Annotated in this window: 12 protein-coding genes; 1 reads left to right on the top strand and 11 read right to left on the bottom strand. The window is 44.1% G+C overall.

Going from position 1 to position 16,986, the window contains the following annotated elements; translation table 11 throughout:
* Positions 1 to 15 precede the first annotated feature (15 nt).
* From PY092_RS14970 to PY092_RS19695, 5 genes are all read right to left on the bottom strand, one after another.
* Positions 16 to 1,074, bottom strand: a complete 1,059-nt coding sequence (locus PY092_RS14970) for a succinylglutamate desuccinylase/aspartoacylase family protein (protein WP_275616618.1) — start codon at positions 1,072 to 1,074, stop codon at positions 16 to 18.
* Positions 1,075 to 1,543: 469 nt separating this feature from the next.
* Positions 1,544 to 2,434: a PorP/SprF family type IX secretion system membrane protein gene (locus PY092_RS14965; protein ID WP_275616617.1), complete on the bottom strand. Its 891-nt coding sequence runs from the start codon at positions 2,432 to 2,434 to the stop codon at positions 1,544 to 1,546.
* Positions 2,435 to 2,467: 33 nt separating this feature from the next.
* Entirely contained in the window at positions 2,468 to 6,982 is a 4,515-nt protein-coding gene (locus PY092_RS14960; protein WP_275616616.1) for a T9SS type B sorting domain-containing protein, read from the bottom strand.
* A gap of 33 nt (positions 6,983 to 7,015) precedes the next feature.
* On the bottom strand, positions 7,016 to 7,552 hold the full coding sequence (locus PY092_RS14955; protein WP_275616615.1) for a DUF4347 domain-containing protein: 537 nt from the start codon (positions 7,550 to 7,552) through the stop codon (positions 7,016 to 7,018).
* A 520-nt stretch (positions 7,553 to 8,072) separates the two neighbouring features.
* A complete protein-coding gene (locus PY092_RS19695; RefSeq protein WP_313790229.1) occupies positions 8,073 to 8,261 on the bottom strand; it encodes a hypothetical protein in 189 nt (62 codons plus the stop codon).
* Here PY092_RS19695 and PY092_RS14950 point away from each other — a divergent pair.
* Entirely contained in the window at positions 8,173 to 8,406 is a 234-nt protein-coding gene (locus PY092_RS14950) for a TerC family protein (RefSeq protein WP_313790228.1), read from the top strand. The two genes, PY092_RS19695 and PY092_RS14950, sit on opposite strands and share 89 nt — an antisense overlap.
* A gap of 120 nt (positions 8,407 to 8,526) precedes the next feature.
* Here PY092_RS14950 and PY092_RS14945 read toward each other — a convergent pair whose 3' ends face one another.
* The 6 genes from PY092_RS14945 to PY092_RS14920 form a co-directional block, all read right to left on the bottom strand.
* Positions 8,527 to 9,123 carry a Crp/Fnr family transcriptional regulator gene (locus PY092_RS14945; protein ID WP_275616614.1) on the bottom strand — a complete coding sequence of 199 codons (597 nt, stop codon included), beginning with the start codon at positions 9,121 to 9,123 and terminating at the stop codon, positions 8,527 to 8,529.
* Between the two features lie 185 nt (positions 9,124 to 9,308).
* Positions 9,309 to 11,621, bottom strand: coding sequence for a glycoside hydrolase family 3 protein (locus tag PY092_RS14940; RefSeq protein WP_275616613.1), 2,313 nt, complete (start codon positions 11,619 to 11,621; stop codon positions 9,309 to 9,311).
* A 147-nt stretch (positions 11,622 to 11,768) separates the two neighbouring features.
* Complete coding sequence (locus PY092_RS14935; protein WP_275616612.1) at positions 11,769 to 13,256, bottom strand: DUF1593 domain-containing protein; 1,488 nt, start codon at positions 13,254 to 13,256, stop codon at positions 11,769 to 11,771.
* 34 nt (positions 13,257 to 13,290) lie between these two features.
* Positions 13,291 to 14,661 carry a Gfo/Idh/MocA family protein gene (locus tag PY092_RS14930; protein WP_275616611.1) on the bottom strand — a complete coding sequence of 457 codons (1,371 nt, stop codon included), beginning with the start codon at positions 14,659 to 14,661 and terminating at the stop codon, positions 13,291 to 13,293.
* Position 14,662: 1 nt separating this feature from the next.
* Positions 14,663 to 15,256 (bottom strand): gluconate 2-dehydrogenase subunit 3 family protein, encoded by a 594-nt coding sequence (locus PY092_RS14925; RefSeq protein ID WP_275616610.1) that lies wholly within the window; start codon positions 15,254 to 15,256, stop codon positions 14,663 to 14,665.
* Positions 15,257 to 15,258: 2 nt separating this feature from the next.
* Positions 15,259 to 16,965: a GMC oxidoreductase gene (locus PY092_RS14920; protein ID WP_275616609.1), complete on the bottom strand. Its 1,707-nt coding sequence runs from the start codon at positions 16,963 to 16,965 to the stop codon at positions 15,259 to 15,261.
* Positions 16,966 to 16,986 lie beyond the last annotated feature (21 nt).

The following is a 16,986-nucleotide window of genomic DNA, read 5'->3' as shown; positions in this document are numbered from 1 at the left end:
AATTTCTAGTTTTCTTTATTCTTGTGATATTCCAATGCACATAAGGGTTTCTCCTTGGTTCACGGGTGGGGTGCCAATTTTATATAAGATGGTGCCAGTTTCAGGGGCTTGGATTTTTTCGAGGACTTTACCGTATTCGTTGGTTATATGGCCAACAACTTGTCCTTTGGAAACCGAATCCCCTGCTCTCAATTCACTATAAAGTATCCCGGTCACAGGAACCTTTAGGTAAGCCTGATTATTGTATTTTACCAGTTTTTTGGGTAGGTCTAATTGGCTAGTGTACATCCCCAATTGGTCAAGAACCTGATAAATGCCATTTTTGTTCAGTCTAACCGCCTCCTCTTGCACATTTCCCAGTGCACCAGCTTCAAAGCTAATACCAATTTTACCATCTTGTACCGCTTGTTTGAAGGCATATTTAGCGGGTTCATTATCTTTTAGGTGGTATGGATAGGAAACCACATTTGTGAAACCACTTGACTCAGATAAAAGTTTTGCATGTGCAGTGGCATCGGGTAGAGCTTCATTATTGTAGTAGCAAACAAAAGGAATCAAATCTTCACTGGCATCTCCTCCATGGATGTCCAGGAAAACATCAGAAATTGGGATAATGTTCTGCGTAATGTAATATGCAATTTGTTCGGTAACCGTTCCGTCCAGTTTTCCAGGGAATGCGTTGTTCAGATTGACCTCATCCTGCGGATTTTTAAAAGGAGACCTGCCATAAAAAGAAGCTTTGTTGGCAATGGGTATCACAATGAGATTCCCCATTAGTCTTTCAGGTTCTATTTCTTTGAGTAACGCCTGAACGGCCATAATGGGAGGGTATTCATAACCGTGTACACCGGCCAATATGGTTAAGGTCTTTCCTATTTCCTTTCCTTTGATGATTACCATGGGCAGGTTGGTGGAATTACCCAAGGTGTCTTTAAAACCAATACTGTTCTTTAAAATCGTTGCTGATGGTAATTGCATTATTTTGTCATCTAAATTGTTTTGGGCATTCCCATAAAATGCCAGACAAAAAACCATACAACCGAGATAATGATGTAAATATTGGGTCTTTCTCATTCTTCTATAATTAAAGATCATACAAAATTAGACAATTGCTGAAGTAATCTAAAACTATAGTAAATCGGAACCGTTTTTAAAAAAACTTGGGTGGATGTGCCAAAATCATTAAAAAGTACTGAATAGTATCCAAAAGTTTCAACTCTTAGATATTTTCAACAAACAATTTTTGATTCTACTGCAAATACTATACTGAGTCTGTTTGGTACATCATAATCCGTAATTGTAATCGTTCTAACAAATTTTGGAATTCAATTTGATTTGAATATTGCGTTATTGTTACTTGGTTAAATTTGATTCTACGAAGTAAGATTACAAAAAGTGGTCTGGATTCGGTCAATAACAAAAATATGGGCAATGATAAACCTAGTGAGCATAAGGTTGGCGAGTTGGGTTTGAATCCTTCTGCAATTTCAAAAAAAAGCCCCTTTTTGAAGGGGCTTTTTCATTCACTATAAAAACCTAGAACTTACATTTTCAACCGCATAAAAAGTTCATGGGTATTGTTGTCCAAACCGTCAATGGGGTTTTGGATGGAAGTTTCGTAGGCGTAGCCCAAATTGAAGCCATTACTAATATTGAATAGGAACAATCCACTGATGCTCTCGTCGTACCTATAGCTTGCCCCGAACTCAAAGCGTTCGCCAAAATCCAATATTCCTGTCACTTCCATGGATATGGGCGATGCGTCCACATAGCGAAACATGCCCATGGTCTTCAGGTCCAAGGTCCTACCCAATAGAAAGGTATAACCACCGCTCAAGTAGGCGTGCATACGGTCCACACCAAGGTAGGCATTACCATCACGTTCTTGGAGACGTTCCGGGGTCAATAACTTTGGGGCGGACAGGGATGCAAAATACCTATCGTGTTTTAAATAGATGCCGGCACCTACATTGGGGGTAAAACGGCTATCATAATCCACCAAGGCTCCATCCTGGCCCACACCATAGGTCACAAGACCCTGGGTATTGGCATCATAGGAGTTGGCGCTTCCCTTGATCCCGAAATAGAGCATGTGCTCATCATCCAATTGAATGTTATATGAGACATCAATGGCCACCCATGTTTGCTGTTCAATAAAGGTCTTGTCATTGAGTATGGAAGCTCCAAGTCCTATGTTCTTGCCTACGGGCATTCCAAAAATGGCGCTTTGGCTCTCAGGTGCCCCTTCGATTCCCGCCCATTGGCTGCGAATTCCCAAAGAGAACTCAGCAGCCTCTGAACTCCCCGCAAAGGCAGGGTTGTAAATGTTCATATTGTAGCGGTAAAAGGTATAGTTCGGGTCCTGTTGTGCACTTACCGAGACGGAAAGTACAAGGAACATGACCAGTATTTGTATGTTATTGAAAAGTTTCATCTGTTTTGTATGGTGTTTTTTGTTTTGTTGGGATTAATAGTTGATGAATATCCATCCTTGTAAAGGTGCACTGCCATCGCCTAAGTTGATGATGTACATATACGATCCTGCAGGTAACTTCTCGTTTCTGTTTTTATAGAAACCTTCCCAGTTGTTTCGGTACGATTTGGTGCCAAATACTTCGTGGCCCCATCGGTTGTAAACCTTGACCACATTGTTGGGATAGTTGTCTATCCCTGGTATGACCCAAGCATCGTTGTTGCCATCACCATTAGGGGTAAAAGCCTGTGCAGGTACCAATGAAGGCTCTTCACTTGTAGGGAATGCATCATCAACGTCTGCAACACCATCATTGTCGTCATCCTCATCCGTGCTGTCAGGGATACCATCGCCATCGGTATCCAATGGGGTGCTGGATGCATCCGTAGGGTCGGTTCCTTCGGTCAATTCCACTTCGTCGGAATAGCCATCGCCATCGTCATCAGTATCGGCATTGTCACCTGTTCCGTCTCCATCTGTATCGATGGTCTCGGAGGCATCATTTGGGAAATCATCCTGATTATCCGGTATGCCGTCGTTGTCATCATCGTTGTCAACGTTGTCGCCAAGACCGTCTCCGTCCGTATCGGTATCAGTAACTCCATCATTGTCGTCATCAGTATCGGAATTATCCCCAACACCATCACCATCAATATCGGAATCTTCGTTTGGATCATACGGGAAAGCGTCCTCATTATCCGGGGTACCATCATTATCGGCATCATCATCGGCATTGTCGCCGGTTCCGTCGCCGTCGGTATCGGTGTCCTCTGAATCATCCTTAGGGAATGCATCCTCGGAGTCGGGAGTACCATCGTTGTCATCATCCTCGTCGGCATTGTCGCCTGTTCCATCGCCATCGGTGTCTGTATCCTCTGAATCATCCTTGGGGAATGCATCCTCGGAGTCGGGCGTACCATCGTTGTCATCATCCTCGTCGGCATTGTCGCCTGTTCCATCGCCGTCCGTGTCTGTATCCTCTGAATCATCCTTGGGGAATGCATCCTCGGAATCAGGGGTACCATCGTTGTCATCATCCTCGTCGGCATTGTCGCCTGTTCCATCGCCGTCCGTGTCTGTATCCTCTGAATCATCCTTGGGGAATGCATCCTCGGAGTCGGGGGTACCATCGTTGTCATCATCCTCGTCGGCATTGTCGCCTGTTCCATCGCCATCGGTGTCGGTATCTTCGGAAGGATCCAATGGAAAGTCATCTTCATCATCAGGTGTACCATCCCCATCATCGTCCTCATCGTCTTCATTGGGTATGCCGTCACCATCAGTATCCTGGGCGGCATTGATGCCCGCTGTGTGTGTAGTCGAGCTTAGAGCATCATTTCCATCCTTTACTTTGAAGGAGAAGGAGGTATAGTCTTCGCCGTATCCTCCATTTGCCGTGGTAAAAACAAGTAAGGTTACGTCATCGATCATATCATTTGCTTGAACAGGGGATCCATTGTATACCAAAGTACCCTCCGTTGGAAGTGTGATGATTTGGATACCATTGAACGCATCTCCTGCATCATCATCGGAGAAGGTAAAATCAGTCGTTTTGAACATATATCCTGCATCTTGAAGTACGTCCAAGGTAATGTCCCCCCCTTCAGGAGCATCGTTCACATTGGTAACGTTCAATGTGACAGTGACGGTTTCCGAGAAGGAAACAGCATCTTCGAAATTATAGGTAAAGCTGTCCGTTGCGGATTCATCGCCATTATGCTCATAGTTAAAAGTACCATCAGTATTAAAGATAAAAGAGGTTGCATAGGATGGGTTTGTAATGATGTGATAGACTCTTTCATCATCATCCACTTCAATATCGTTTGTGGATACATCCTCGTTCAAGGTGGCATTTTCATCCAAAATGAAGGAATCCGCTACAGCTGTTGGAGTATCATCCACAGCGGTAATGGACAAGGTAAGTGTTGCAGTTACCTTGGTTCCTGCATCATCCAGTTCATAGATGACGGCATCACTTCCGAATTCATTCTCATTTGGGGTGTAGATGATTTGGTTGTTTTCATCCACCACAGCGGAACCTTTGGCTCCTTGAGTAGTGATACTAACTGTTGGTGTATTGTTGGTATCGTACACATCATTGTACAGCACATCGATGGGGTCGGAAACGGTATCCTCATCCAATACAGCCAAATCGTTCTTTGCACCGACCACCAGGGCTAGGTCAAACGGACCAAAGGAGGCGGTTCCTGTATTCCCTGCATTGTCCTTCGCCTCTGCATGGATGTACCATCCGGTACCACCACTGGAAAACGAAGTGGTTTTGGATTGACTATTGCTCCAAGAGGACCAAAGGTTGCTATCCGTTGCGGGTGGATTGCTATTCTGAATCAACACATAGCGTTGAACGTCAAATCCACTTCCGTCATTTTCATCTTGAAAGGTCAATAAAATATTGGTGTCCGTATCAATGGACCCATTATTTGGTGTGGCCGATAAGGTAGGTTCGGTCGTATCGTGGGTAATGGTCAATGTTCTGAAGAACGGCTCTGACCAAACCCCTGTACTGGTCTGTACCCGCAAACTAATGATGTATTCTGCGGTTAAATTGTTGTAACCGGAGAAATCCGTCATCTCGGTAGTGGAGTTGTGGATTTCTGTGTCCGTCGGATTTCCTTCGCTATCGTACACTCTTTGGGTTACAATCCATTCCTCATTGGAAAGTGTTCTTCCGTAGGGGTCGATGGAATTGTTTTCTATATTGATGTACATGGAACCAGAATAGGTAAACAGTGCATCTGGTTGAATATTGAATTGTGCCACAGGCAGATCTTCATTTGTGGAAGAACTACTGCTGTCCACTAATATATAGGCACTTGATGGGCTACTCCATACCCCTTGATGGTCCTGTACGTTCAGCATGACCAAATACTCTCCATCTGCAACTGAATTCTTATCGAACATTCCGGTGGTCCAGCCTGCGGTTGAAGCTGCATCCACAGACTTCCATTTCCATTCGGCTTGTGCAATACCATTGTTGGCACCGCCATCCAAATCATAAGAGGTATCGTTGAATACTCCAGTATCCGAACTGTAGGAGAAGCTTGCCACGGGTTTTCTGTGGAAATAGAGGGTAGTGGGGGAGGTAGGTAGATCTTCGAAGGTAAAGGAGTATTTCCCAGGTTTTTCATAGAATTCCGGAACATCTTCCAAATAAAGGTCGCTCCATGAAACTCTTCCTTGGTTATTGGGGAAGAAGGTTTCATCATGTGTTATTTTCCATCTACCACTTGGGTAGCTTGCATTTGCCGTACTGGTTTTCATTTCGGAAGGATCTACCGCTATTTCGACACTGGTCCCGGCAATAAAATAGTCTCCTTCGGTCACGGTAAGGAACTGGTACTGCTCATAAATATACTGGGCGATATCGTCCATCCAGCTCGACCAGCTTCCCATATCACGGTTTACAAAGGTTCCTTTATTGTTGTTTTGCTGTACAAAACGCTCGAACTGTGCCTGATTGTCGTTAAGTCCCCACCCGATATAATGGATGTCCTCATTGATGGTACGCATCAAAATCTCGGCCAGATCCTGATCGTTGTCGAAATCGGCCACTTCTTGATCGTCAAGGTTCACGTTGAACCGCATGGCACTGTTTCGCCATTGTGGTTCCCTAAGTACATCTTTGAATTTTTTAAGGCTCAAAGAGGTCACTTCAATGTTTTTGAAGGTGGCATAAGGCTGACTGTTGGAAAAGAATCCATAGCTACCGCCGATTTCCTCGGCAGCGGTATAGTCGATAATCAATGCATCATCCATATAGATTTTTACATTTTTACCACTGACCACAATTTTAAAATGATACCAGGTTGTAGTGGAACTAGGATTGAAAATGGTGCTTGAGGCATCTTGCAGTCCCTGAACATAGTGGCGGGGATTTGCGTTGCCATCATCTTTTGTAATCCTGTACAATCCTGATGCAAAACCGTGACTTGGGATAAATTCACTGGTGGTAAATGTTCGTACTGCTCCCGAAAGGTTGAAAAGATAGGAACCAACAGGGCCATTTTCCATTCCAAAGGTAATACCCATGTCATCGTTATCAGAGCCAGAGGTAAAAGCAATGTCAGCCTCCAAAGTATAGTTGGATGAGTCAAAAACAGGGTCGTAAAAACCTGCCATGTAATCATTATTGATTCTTCGGATAAACTTTTCGGCATCTACAAACTCCCAGGTCTCTGGGTTGTAGCCCCAGCGTACCCAATTATTGAAGATATCCGCTGCATCTTCGGAGTTGGAAGAGATGGTAGTTCGTTCAAAACCCTGTACATAGAGTTTGTCGGCGGGGATACCCTTGCTTTCCAAGGCAGCACCAAGGTCTTCTTCAAAGGTATCGATATTTTGGTTGGTGATTCCCACGGTAAGTACTACATCAATGTTGGGGCCTTGTTGCACTTCCATATTGACCGTTTGGCCAAACATGGAGTTCCATCCCAACCCAAAGAACAATAGTGCTATGATGTAAGAATAGTGAAGGTTGATTTTCTTCATTTTGGTTGAATTTGTATTTGGATATTGAAAAGGTTATTCAAAAAGATTGCTGGTTATGGTCAATGGCCTTACCGAATAATCAAAATTGAATTCTTCGTTAAGGTCGTTGCAAGAGGCACAAGAGGCTACATTGAATCCTGTTTGCGAGGATATGTTTTCCAAAAGAGATATCCCTGCGGCGTTTTTGGCCAAAGAGCAGGAGTACACAAAAATGGTCACACCCATGTTGGCACTGAAATCCGATGGATCCAATTGCTCTCCTATGGCTTCGACCGTATAGGATTGCCCACCTAGATTGATGGATGCATCCGCGGATGGTGCGAAAAGATGGATATTCTTGACATCTGGGTTCTTGACCAAGGCCTGCTTTAGGGTTTCGCCCAAGGTAGCAGAGGTTTTGGCCTCAATTAGCGTAATGTTGACAGGTAAGGAAGCGATGAGTCCTCCGCTATTGGGAAAATCGGTATCCACGATTACGGCATCATCTGTTTGGGCCATGGAGACTCCTAAGCTCAGAGAAAAGAAGAGCAGGAAGATCAGTACGGTTCTTTGGTTAAAAAAGGTTTTCATTTGTGAATCTAGTTTAGGTTTTTATTGATTTTAATGCTTTTCGGAAAAGGCATGGGAAGTCTTGGCCGCTTAGTTGCAGCTTTTTTCCATTCCCTTGGATTTAGCTATGCTAAATCAGGTCGACAATGATTTCTTGAAAAATATTATGGTTCGGGAAACGTATTTTTATGTCATATTACAAGTAAACTGGTTTTGTTTTTTGAAAGGATTTTCTAATGTTTTTCCTACAATTAAAATCCGAACATGTACAATTTTTCTTATTGGTCAGTAAGGAAACGGCAGGTGTTCTTTTCTTATTTCAAAAAATCGTGCGTAAAATTGACAAATATCAATTTGAGGTTCTTTTCTTACAGCACATGAAGGTATATCGGCTTGATTTTTTATGTTTTACTGTTTTTGACTTTTATTTTTTCATTGAAGGTAATTGAGTCAAAAAGCATTTGAAGCGGCCTGGTTTTAATACTTTTTTTAAGTTTTAGGTGCGTTACTTTGTTTATTTCCGAACTTTATGTTGCTTCGCCTATGACCGTTTGGATTTTTTTCTAGCAGGGATTCTATTCTTTTTGGCCTTGGACTTTGGTGTCTTTAAAATAAGGACCCTCATGTGATCAGTGGCTTTGGTGCTCATTGAGTTTTCCGATGTGTTCTTCGCTCTGGATAGTGTTGCGGAGATTCTGGCCATAACATCCGATCCCTTTTTGGTGTTCAACCCCTATATTTTTACTATTTTGGGATTAAGGTCGATGTATTTCTTCTTAGCACACATGATCAATAAGTTTCACCAAATTAAAAATAGCTTGGTGGCCATCCTTAGTTTTGTTGGACTTATATTGATTTTTGCCCACCCATATTGAATTTCCCGAATGGATTTTGCTTGGATTTATTGGATCGGCATAGGGTGCTGGAATAATGACCTCTTTGATAAAGAAAAAAGAATGAATGCCTCTTACTTGAATTAGTTGAACAATAGCTGGTCAACCTACCTCTTTCATAAGTCTGGACAAGGTTTCTGGCCTCATGGCCAAATAAGCGGCCAAGTGTTTTCTTGGTATCCGACTTATGATCTGTGGCTTCATGGTTTCCATTAAAAAGGCCAGACGTTTACGGGCATTGGGAATCCTTGCCAAATATACTCTGTGCTCGGCCAATATGTAATAATTTTCCAAAAGTATACGATTGATTTGTCGCATTTCAGGAAAATGGCTCAGGCAGTATTTGTAGTCCTCATATTCTAGATAGTCACAGTACGTCGGTTCTAAACTTTGAATGTATTCTTGGCTCTCTTGGTTTCTAAAAAAACCTGTGATAGAGGTGAAAAGTTCATTTTCCGTGTCTATCCATGTGGTTATTTCTGAGGAATCGCTTAAAAAATAACCGCGTACCATTCCTTTTTTGATTAAGTATAAACGATTGCACACCTCTCCAGCTTTGCTGATGATTTCGTTTTTATCAAAAGTGCAACTTTTGATATGGTCAATGAGATAGTTTTTTAAGCTAGTGCTCAGAGGATAAATGGAATTGAGAAATAAAATGATGTACAGATTCTTTCCAGAGAAATCTTTAGAAGACATGGAATAGTTAGTTTGGTTTTTTATTGATGTTTGGCAGTGCAAAAGTAATGTATTGCTGGCCAATTGAATTTTTGTTTCCAACAAATTAACAGAACTGGCCTTAATTGTTTTATGATGCAGATCATGTGTCAATAAAAAGCTCCCTGATATCAGGGAGCTTTTTATACCTATGTGATTAGAGGGAGCTATTGATATGCTTTGGTACGATTGTCATCGATGGTACCGCCCCAATTAAGGCCAAAGGCAAAATCGTATGCATTTCCATCGGCGTCCGTGTAGGGTTCCATATCCCTTGGGACATCCTCAAACTGTGCTTCTACTGTCATCATATCGTTCGGCATTTGAAAAGGTAGCAACGCAGAAGGTTCTACTTTACCCGAGACAATATCCAGTAGTGCTTGGTCTTGGATTCCCATGTGAACCAAAATGGCATCGGCGGCAGGTTCAATTTCAGCGAAAACCATAGGTTTGGAGACTTTTACGATGACTACCACAGGTTTATTCCCCATTTTTCTCTTCGTATCCGTTACCAAGGCCATATCGGCAATATTGATGGCAGTCATTGTCTTGCCCTTGTAGGATCGGTTGTTCACACCTTCTTCCAGTGGGCTTCCCGCGGCAATACTCTTATCACGGGCATTGGTTGCCGTGTAGGTGCCGTACTGTAAGCTGATGGGGACATATCCATTGCCTCCTTTTTCCTTGTTGCCAATATCGTAACCGACCCCGCCATTCGGATTTTCAATACCGACCATGGCAAAATCCGCTTCACTCGGATCGTCCACCACCTCAAAATACTTGGCCACCACTTCCATGTTGAATGGATGCTCGGTACGTTCTTGCGTAGCCACACCAAACCAGTTTACCGTAGGGGCAACGTAGCGTTTTGGTACGAAGACTTTTTTCTTGTTTTCAACAGGAAGGGTTTTAGCATTGTTTTTGAGCATGACAATGGATTTTAGCTGTGCACGGTAACCAGCTTCCATAAATTCCGCATTGCCCACGATTTCTTCTGTTTGGGCTACATCCAAATAGGGGTTTTCGAAAAGTCCTGTTCTAAAAATGTTTTTGAGCAACCTGACCGCGGAAGTTTCAAAACGTTCGCGCATATAGGCTTCTCCATGTTCCTCAACACCCATTTGATAGGCTTCGATAACGGGTTCCATATCATTATTCCCACCAAATTGATCGCAGCCCGCTTCAATGATTTTGTAGTGTCTTTCAGCCACACTTAAGGTTTCAACTCCCCATGGTTTACCTCTGAATTCGTAAACGTTGGGTGCATCGCCTGTAATCCCCCAGTCGGTACATACTACGCCATCGTACCCGTATTTGCCTCGCAACAGGTCGGTGATCAAGTATTTGTTGTAAGCATTCCCCACATTTTCTCCATTTTTGGTATCCTGATTAAAGGAAATGGTATAGTAGGGCATAACGGCCGTGGCCATTTCAGTGGGGCCTTCCAGGTCAAATGCCCCTTCGGTAAATGGTTTTAAATGGTCTTCAAGGTTTTTTCCTGGGTAAACGGCATACGAACCATAACCAAAATGACCATCACGGCCACCTTCTTCGGGCCCTCCTCCAGGCCAGTGCTTTACCATGGCATTTACACTTTTGTTGCCCCAATTGCCATTTTCAGAAGCTTGGAAACCTTCCACATAAGCCCTTGCCATATCTGCGGCAAGTTCGGGATCTTCACCCATGGTACCATCAAAACGGGACCAGCGTGGCTCCGTCGCCAGATCTATTTGCGGCGAAAGTGCTGTGGCTATTCCCAATGCCCTATATTCTTGGGATGCAATTTCACCGAACTGCTGCATCACATCAGGATCAAAGCTGGCGGCAATCCCCAATGTACTGGGCCACATGGAAATTTTCCCTCCCGCACCGGCATTGAACTCAGCATAAGAATCACTTCCGTGCCTTGGATCGGAACTGGTATTGATGGGAATGCCCAGCCCAATTCCCTCTACCATCGCCTGTGCATTGTTGTTCCATTGTGCGGATATACCTGGGGATTCCACACTGGTGATCAGTACATGGCGTAGATTATCCTCCAAAAGAAATTTCTTTTGTGCATCGGAAAGGTCACTTGGTTTGGCTCCACTTTCCTTGTAGGGTTTTCCATTGTAAGTAACCGCTCCAAAAAAGCTATTGCCGCCCCCAGGTATGGATTGATGGGCGCTGTAGAGCATAAGCCCAGCGATTTGTTCCACGCTCATTTTTGAGGCAAGATCGTTGGCCCTTTCGGTTGCAGACAGCCTCCAATCCTCATACGGGTCCAAGGAGTCATTTCTGTTCAGGTCTTTGAATGCTAAACGGTCAACGGTTAAAATGGATACTTCGGATTCTGGACTGTATCCTAGGGTTTCCCCATTTTCGTTGTGTACAAGATTGAAACCATCCTTGTTTTCTTCGGTAAATTTGGGGCTACAGCCTATAAATAGTGTCGCCAGGAACAGACTGCCCCATCGGAGGTTTTGTTGTAATGTTTGCATATCGTTATCTAGTTATTAATGTGCTGGATCAGAGTATTAAAGGTAATCAAGCCAATCGATATTAAAAAATTGGTCATGTGGCCATATCGTTACTGGTACCTTGATCAAAATGTTTAACCAAACCAACTTGGATATAATGTCTCCTGTTCAATCTATGATCACAATTACCCTACGATATCTTGTAAGGGCTGGAAAACCAGTGTCTGTACCTTCAACTATCACATGAAATTCTTCTCCCGTTTGAGCTGTATAGGGAATCTGTATGGTCGCTGTGTTTGTTTCAAGTGTTACGGTTGCCATACCATCTCCTGCTTCGGCGTAGGGCCAAACCTTGAAATAGACGGGATGACCGTCCACATCTTCGTAGGATAAATTGATTGGGATAACTTCTCCAGCAACTGCATGTATGGAATTCCCTTCAACCACTTTGATTTTTGGGGGATGATTGGCCTCTTCAAAAGGTTTGACGCACCAATCGGCACGTGCGGCAAAATCGAGTTGCATGGGCTTGATCCAACGGGTTTGGGGATAGCTTTTGTCCATTTCCCCCGTCTCTGGGTTCAAATCAGCGGCAGCATCGCCATCTTCATAGCGATAAGGATTCTCCTCTGATTGTTCAAATCGACCACTCCAACCCCCTCTGGAAGGATCCTTGTAATTGTCCAACCCCACATTCACTAAATGTAAAAACGCAGGGGAATCCCCTTCGGAAATAAAATCGTACTTGGAAAAACTGCCACGTTCGGTTTGTGCGATTTTTGAAATATCCCCCTCAAAATGATTGGGGTCTCCTTCTTGTTTCTGCCCATCCCCGTAGGAATAATAATTTTGAAGCAAGGGACCATGGCCATTGATGATGTTCGAGCCCATAAAACTGCCCTCCAAATAAGGTTGTTGGCTTTTGGGAACGACGCGTTTCCAAGGATAGGCAAAGCACCAAAACTGGTTGGCATTGTAAAACACCCGAATGTTCGGCCAATTTGGACCAATATACTTTTTATAGGTGGCATCTTGGTCCATTATGGTGTAGATAATGGCCTTTTTGGATACCTTCTCCTTGATTTCCTTCCAGTTTTCATGGTTCGAATAGTCCTCTTCAATGGATCTTAATGCTCGTGCAATGGTATTGGTGCCGCCCCACGCCTGCAGAAAAATTTCCCGAGAGTCATCATCCAATAATCTTTCGGCAATCCACTTGGATCCTTCGGTACGTTTGTCCATTTCCCCTTCAAAATCTATGTTGCCTACTTTTACAACGGCCAAAAGCTCTTCGGCGGAGGGATAGTTTTTATCATGCAGTAATAAATTGTGATGCACCTTGGCATAATCGGACAGTAATTCCTGGATCCAAGTCGTACCGGGCCATCTAAGTTCGCTGCGCTCCCCATAGATATTTCGGGTCATTTCCATTTCGGAGACCATGGTGGTCCCTTTACCATCCCCCTTCCAGTGCCACATGGAGCTTGAATAGATTAAGCCTTCGGTGTCAAATTCGTTGGTGTACATTAAAAACCGTATAAAAGTGTCCACGTCGTCAATTTCTCCATCCGTGGTAACAATGGTTCGCTTGTTTTGTTGGGCAAAACCCGAGGTAAACAGAAGTACCAAAGGTATGATGAGACTGATTTTTTTCATGGAAAAGCCAATGTTTTGTAATTGAATTTTAATTTCATAAAATAGACTCGGACGGATGCTGCCATGGTCCACGGTATTGTTTTTTCAGTAGTTCGGTGGCTTGGGCATCATTAACAATAATCTGTTGTTGAGGATTGTAGACCAACGGCCGCCTTAATTCCATGGCAAGATTGGCCATGATACAGCTGGCTGTGGAAATATGTCCTTGTTCCACATCGGCAACGGGGAGCTTATCCCTTTCTATGGCATTCAATAAATCCAACATATGGGCCCTTGTTGCAGGTGCTGTATGGAGTTCGATGCCATCTTCCTTTAAATCCTCAGGGTATTTTTCCCGCTCGTAAACCACTTCTTTTTTTATGGTTTCCCCATCCCCATTGGGTACAAACTCGTATTGATGAACGCTTCCTTTAAAAGTCCCTTTATCCCCATAAATAAAGAAGGCCCATGGGTATTCGGGGTCTGTCGGGGAGCCCCAACTGCGATGCTGCCAGATACAATTGAGCTCATCAAATTCAAAAACCGCAGTCTGCGTATCCGAGATATTCGCTATGGAATCCTTTTGCACATAAATTCCACCTGTGGAACTTACTTTTTTGGGCCATCCGAGCCCTAGTATCCAACGAACGGCATCCAACATATGAACACACATATCGCCAACAATGCCATTTCCATATTCCATAAAGGCACGCCAGCTTCTGTGCGGTAGTCCGATGTAGGGTCTTAACGGTGCCGGCCCCGACCAAAAATCATAATCAAAATGATCGGGTACTTGCTGCACAGGGGGATTGGCGTTCCATCGCATATGATAGTAACAGCACATTTCCACATGGGAGATTTTTCCCAACAGCCCTGCATCTATGATATTTTTTTTGCCCTCGACCAAATGGGGCGTGCTTCTCCGCTGTGTACCAACTTGCACTTTTTTTCCCAATTTTCTTGCCGTGGCCAATATCGCTTCGCCTTCCAACACATCCAGACTGATGGGTTTTTGTAGGTAAAGGTGTGCTCCGGATTCCATGGCTTCTATGGCCTGTAACGCGTGCCAATGATCAGGAGATCCGATCAGTACAATATCTAGGTCTTTTTCGGCCAGCATTTTGCGATAATCACGGTACAATCGTGGTTTTTTGCCCGATTGCTGGCGTTGGGCAACGAGATGGGCAGCTTCTTCCAAATGTTTTTGGTCCACATCACAAAGTGAAACCACTTCCACAGGGGCCACCTGTATCAGTTTGAAGAGGTCACTTTTACCATACCAACCGCAGCCGATAAGGCCTACCCTCCATTTTTTTTGGGAATGGACAAGCTCCAAACCATAAGCACCAAAGGATGAAAGTGCCATGGCAGCGGCCGAACTGGCCAGAAACTTTCTTCGGTTGATATAAAAAGACTTGGAATCCATGTTATAGGCTCCATTTATTGCCCACATCGCTCAATGGAATACAACCGTGATAGGCTCCCGGGATGGGGTCATAGTTCAATACATTCTCACCAATTTCCTCTGAGGTAAAATAACCCCAAAGCGCTGTTGATTTTAAACTTCGATAGAATCCGACAGGTTTTGGGTTGCCTACTGTGGTTCCCCAAACTCCACTTCCGAATTGACCTGAATTTTCTTCGGCCTTTTCCAAAACCTTAATCTGGTCCGATTCTGAAAGATTTACAAATGAATTACCAAAATCGGAGATGCAATCGGCATTGAACTGTTCGATTTCGTTTCTGATATGCTCCTGACCATTCGCATCGTACAATTTGGCGTAGACCTTATCGATAAACATATCCACTTTGACATCCAGGGCTCCAGGGGTTTCGGTGCGTGGTAAGATCATATCGACGATCTTGGATACAAATGTGGCTTCGTCCACGGTTAAAAACAGCGGTTGCCAATCGATTCGTCTTTCATTTTTACAGGATTGTAACAAGGATAATAAAGAAGGCCCCGCAACAGCAACTGCGGCCATATTCCCAGTAAATTTTAAAGCTTTTCTACGGTCCATGATCAAATGTTGAATTTTTTTAGTTCTTCTACGGCATGATTGGCTGCTCTCGCGGTCAAGGCCATATAGGTCAATGATGGATTTACACATGAGTTGGAGGTCATGCAGGCTCCATCGGTAACAAACACATTGTTGGCACCGTGTACTTGATTGGTCTCGTTCAAAACCGAGGTTTTAGGGTCCCGTCCCATACGGGCCGTTCCCATTTCGTGAACACCGTATCCCGGTTCATGTTCGTTATCAAACCCTATTACGTCTTTCAAGCCTGCTTTCTCTAACATTTCCACGGCATCTTCTTGGATCTGTTTGTTTTGGGCCAACTCATTTTCCTTGTATTCGCAATCAATGGACAGGGTGGGTTGTCCCCACTTATCCGTAACTTCTTTGTTGAGGTAAACTTTATTGTCATGATATGGCAAACACTCGGCAAAACCTGTGATGAAGAATTCCCAAGGTCCTGGTTTCATAATGCTGTCCTTGTAATCCCCTCCAAATGCTTTGCGGTTGGCTGCTTCGCTATTGCCCATGCGGTATCCACCTCCTTGAAAGCCAAAACCTCTCAGGAACTTGTCAGATTTTGAATTTTCATCAATGTTCCAATAACGGGGTATGTAAATTCCGTTGGGTCTGCGACCACTGTAATATTTGTCTTCAAATCCATCCACCTTGCCCAGGGCGCCAACGCGATAGGTATGATCCATCAAATTGTGACCCAACTCCCCGCTATCGTTACCCATACCTTCGGGAAAACGATTGGAGGTGGAGTTCAACAAGATTTGTGTGGTGCTCAATGTGGAAGCATTGCAAAACACGATTTTGGACTTGAACTCGATATCTTCATTGGTTTCCGCATCTATGATACGAACTCCCGATGCTTTGCCCGTCGCTTCATCATACATAATGGACTGTACAATGGAATAGGGTCTGAAAGTTAGGTTTCCAGTGGCATTTGCTGCTGGTAAGGTCACGGCATTGCTGCTGAAATACGCACCATAGGGACATCCACGGCTACATCTGTTACGGTATTGGCATTGCCCTCTTCCATTTAGCGGTTCGGTTAAATGCGCAACACGCCCTATGATCATGTGCCTTCCGGGAAAGTCGCGTTCTATGCGCTGCTTGATGTGTTTTTCCACACAGTTCAGTTCCATAGGGGGGAGGAAGTGACTATCGGGAAGTTGAGGTAACCCAAGGGCTTCTCCACTGATACCGGCAAACTTCTCGACATAGGTGTACCATGGTTCCAAGTCTTTATACCTGATGGGCCAATCCACTCCGTGCCCATCCTTGGCATTGGCTTCGAAGTCCATTTCGCTCCAACGGTAGGTCTGTTTTCCCCACAATAAGGAGCGTCCACCCATTTGGTGTCCGCGAATCCAAAGGAATGGTTTTACCTCGGTATATGGATTTTCCTCGTCATTGGCGTAAAAATGCTCGGTATCCTGTCCAATGAAACCGGAACGAATGGCTTTATAATGTTTTTTTTGTTGTTCTGGGGTAAGTCCGCCCCGAAGTTCCATGTCCCATGGATCCAGGTTGGCAGTAGTATAATCTTTGGGATGTTCGACAACTGGGCCTCTTTCCAGTACAAGGGTTTTCAACCCTTTTTCGCACAGCTCTTTTGCGGCCCAGCCCCCACTGATTCCCGAACCAATTACAATGGCGTCGTAGGTGTGATTGGGGTCTGCATCAATATTAAAATTTGGCATTTTGGTATTTAGTTTAGGTAT

It is taken from the genome of Flagellimonas yonaguniensis (assembly GCF_029193885.1).
In the GTDB taxonomy this organism is placed as follows: Bacteria; Bacteroidota; Bacteroidia; order Flavobacteriales; family Flavobacteriaceae; genus Flagellimonas; species Flagellimonas yonaguniensis.
The sequence above is the reverse complement of the archived record's forward strand: the minus strand, read 5'-3'. Positions and strand labels throughout refer to the sequence as shown.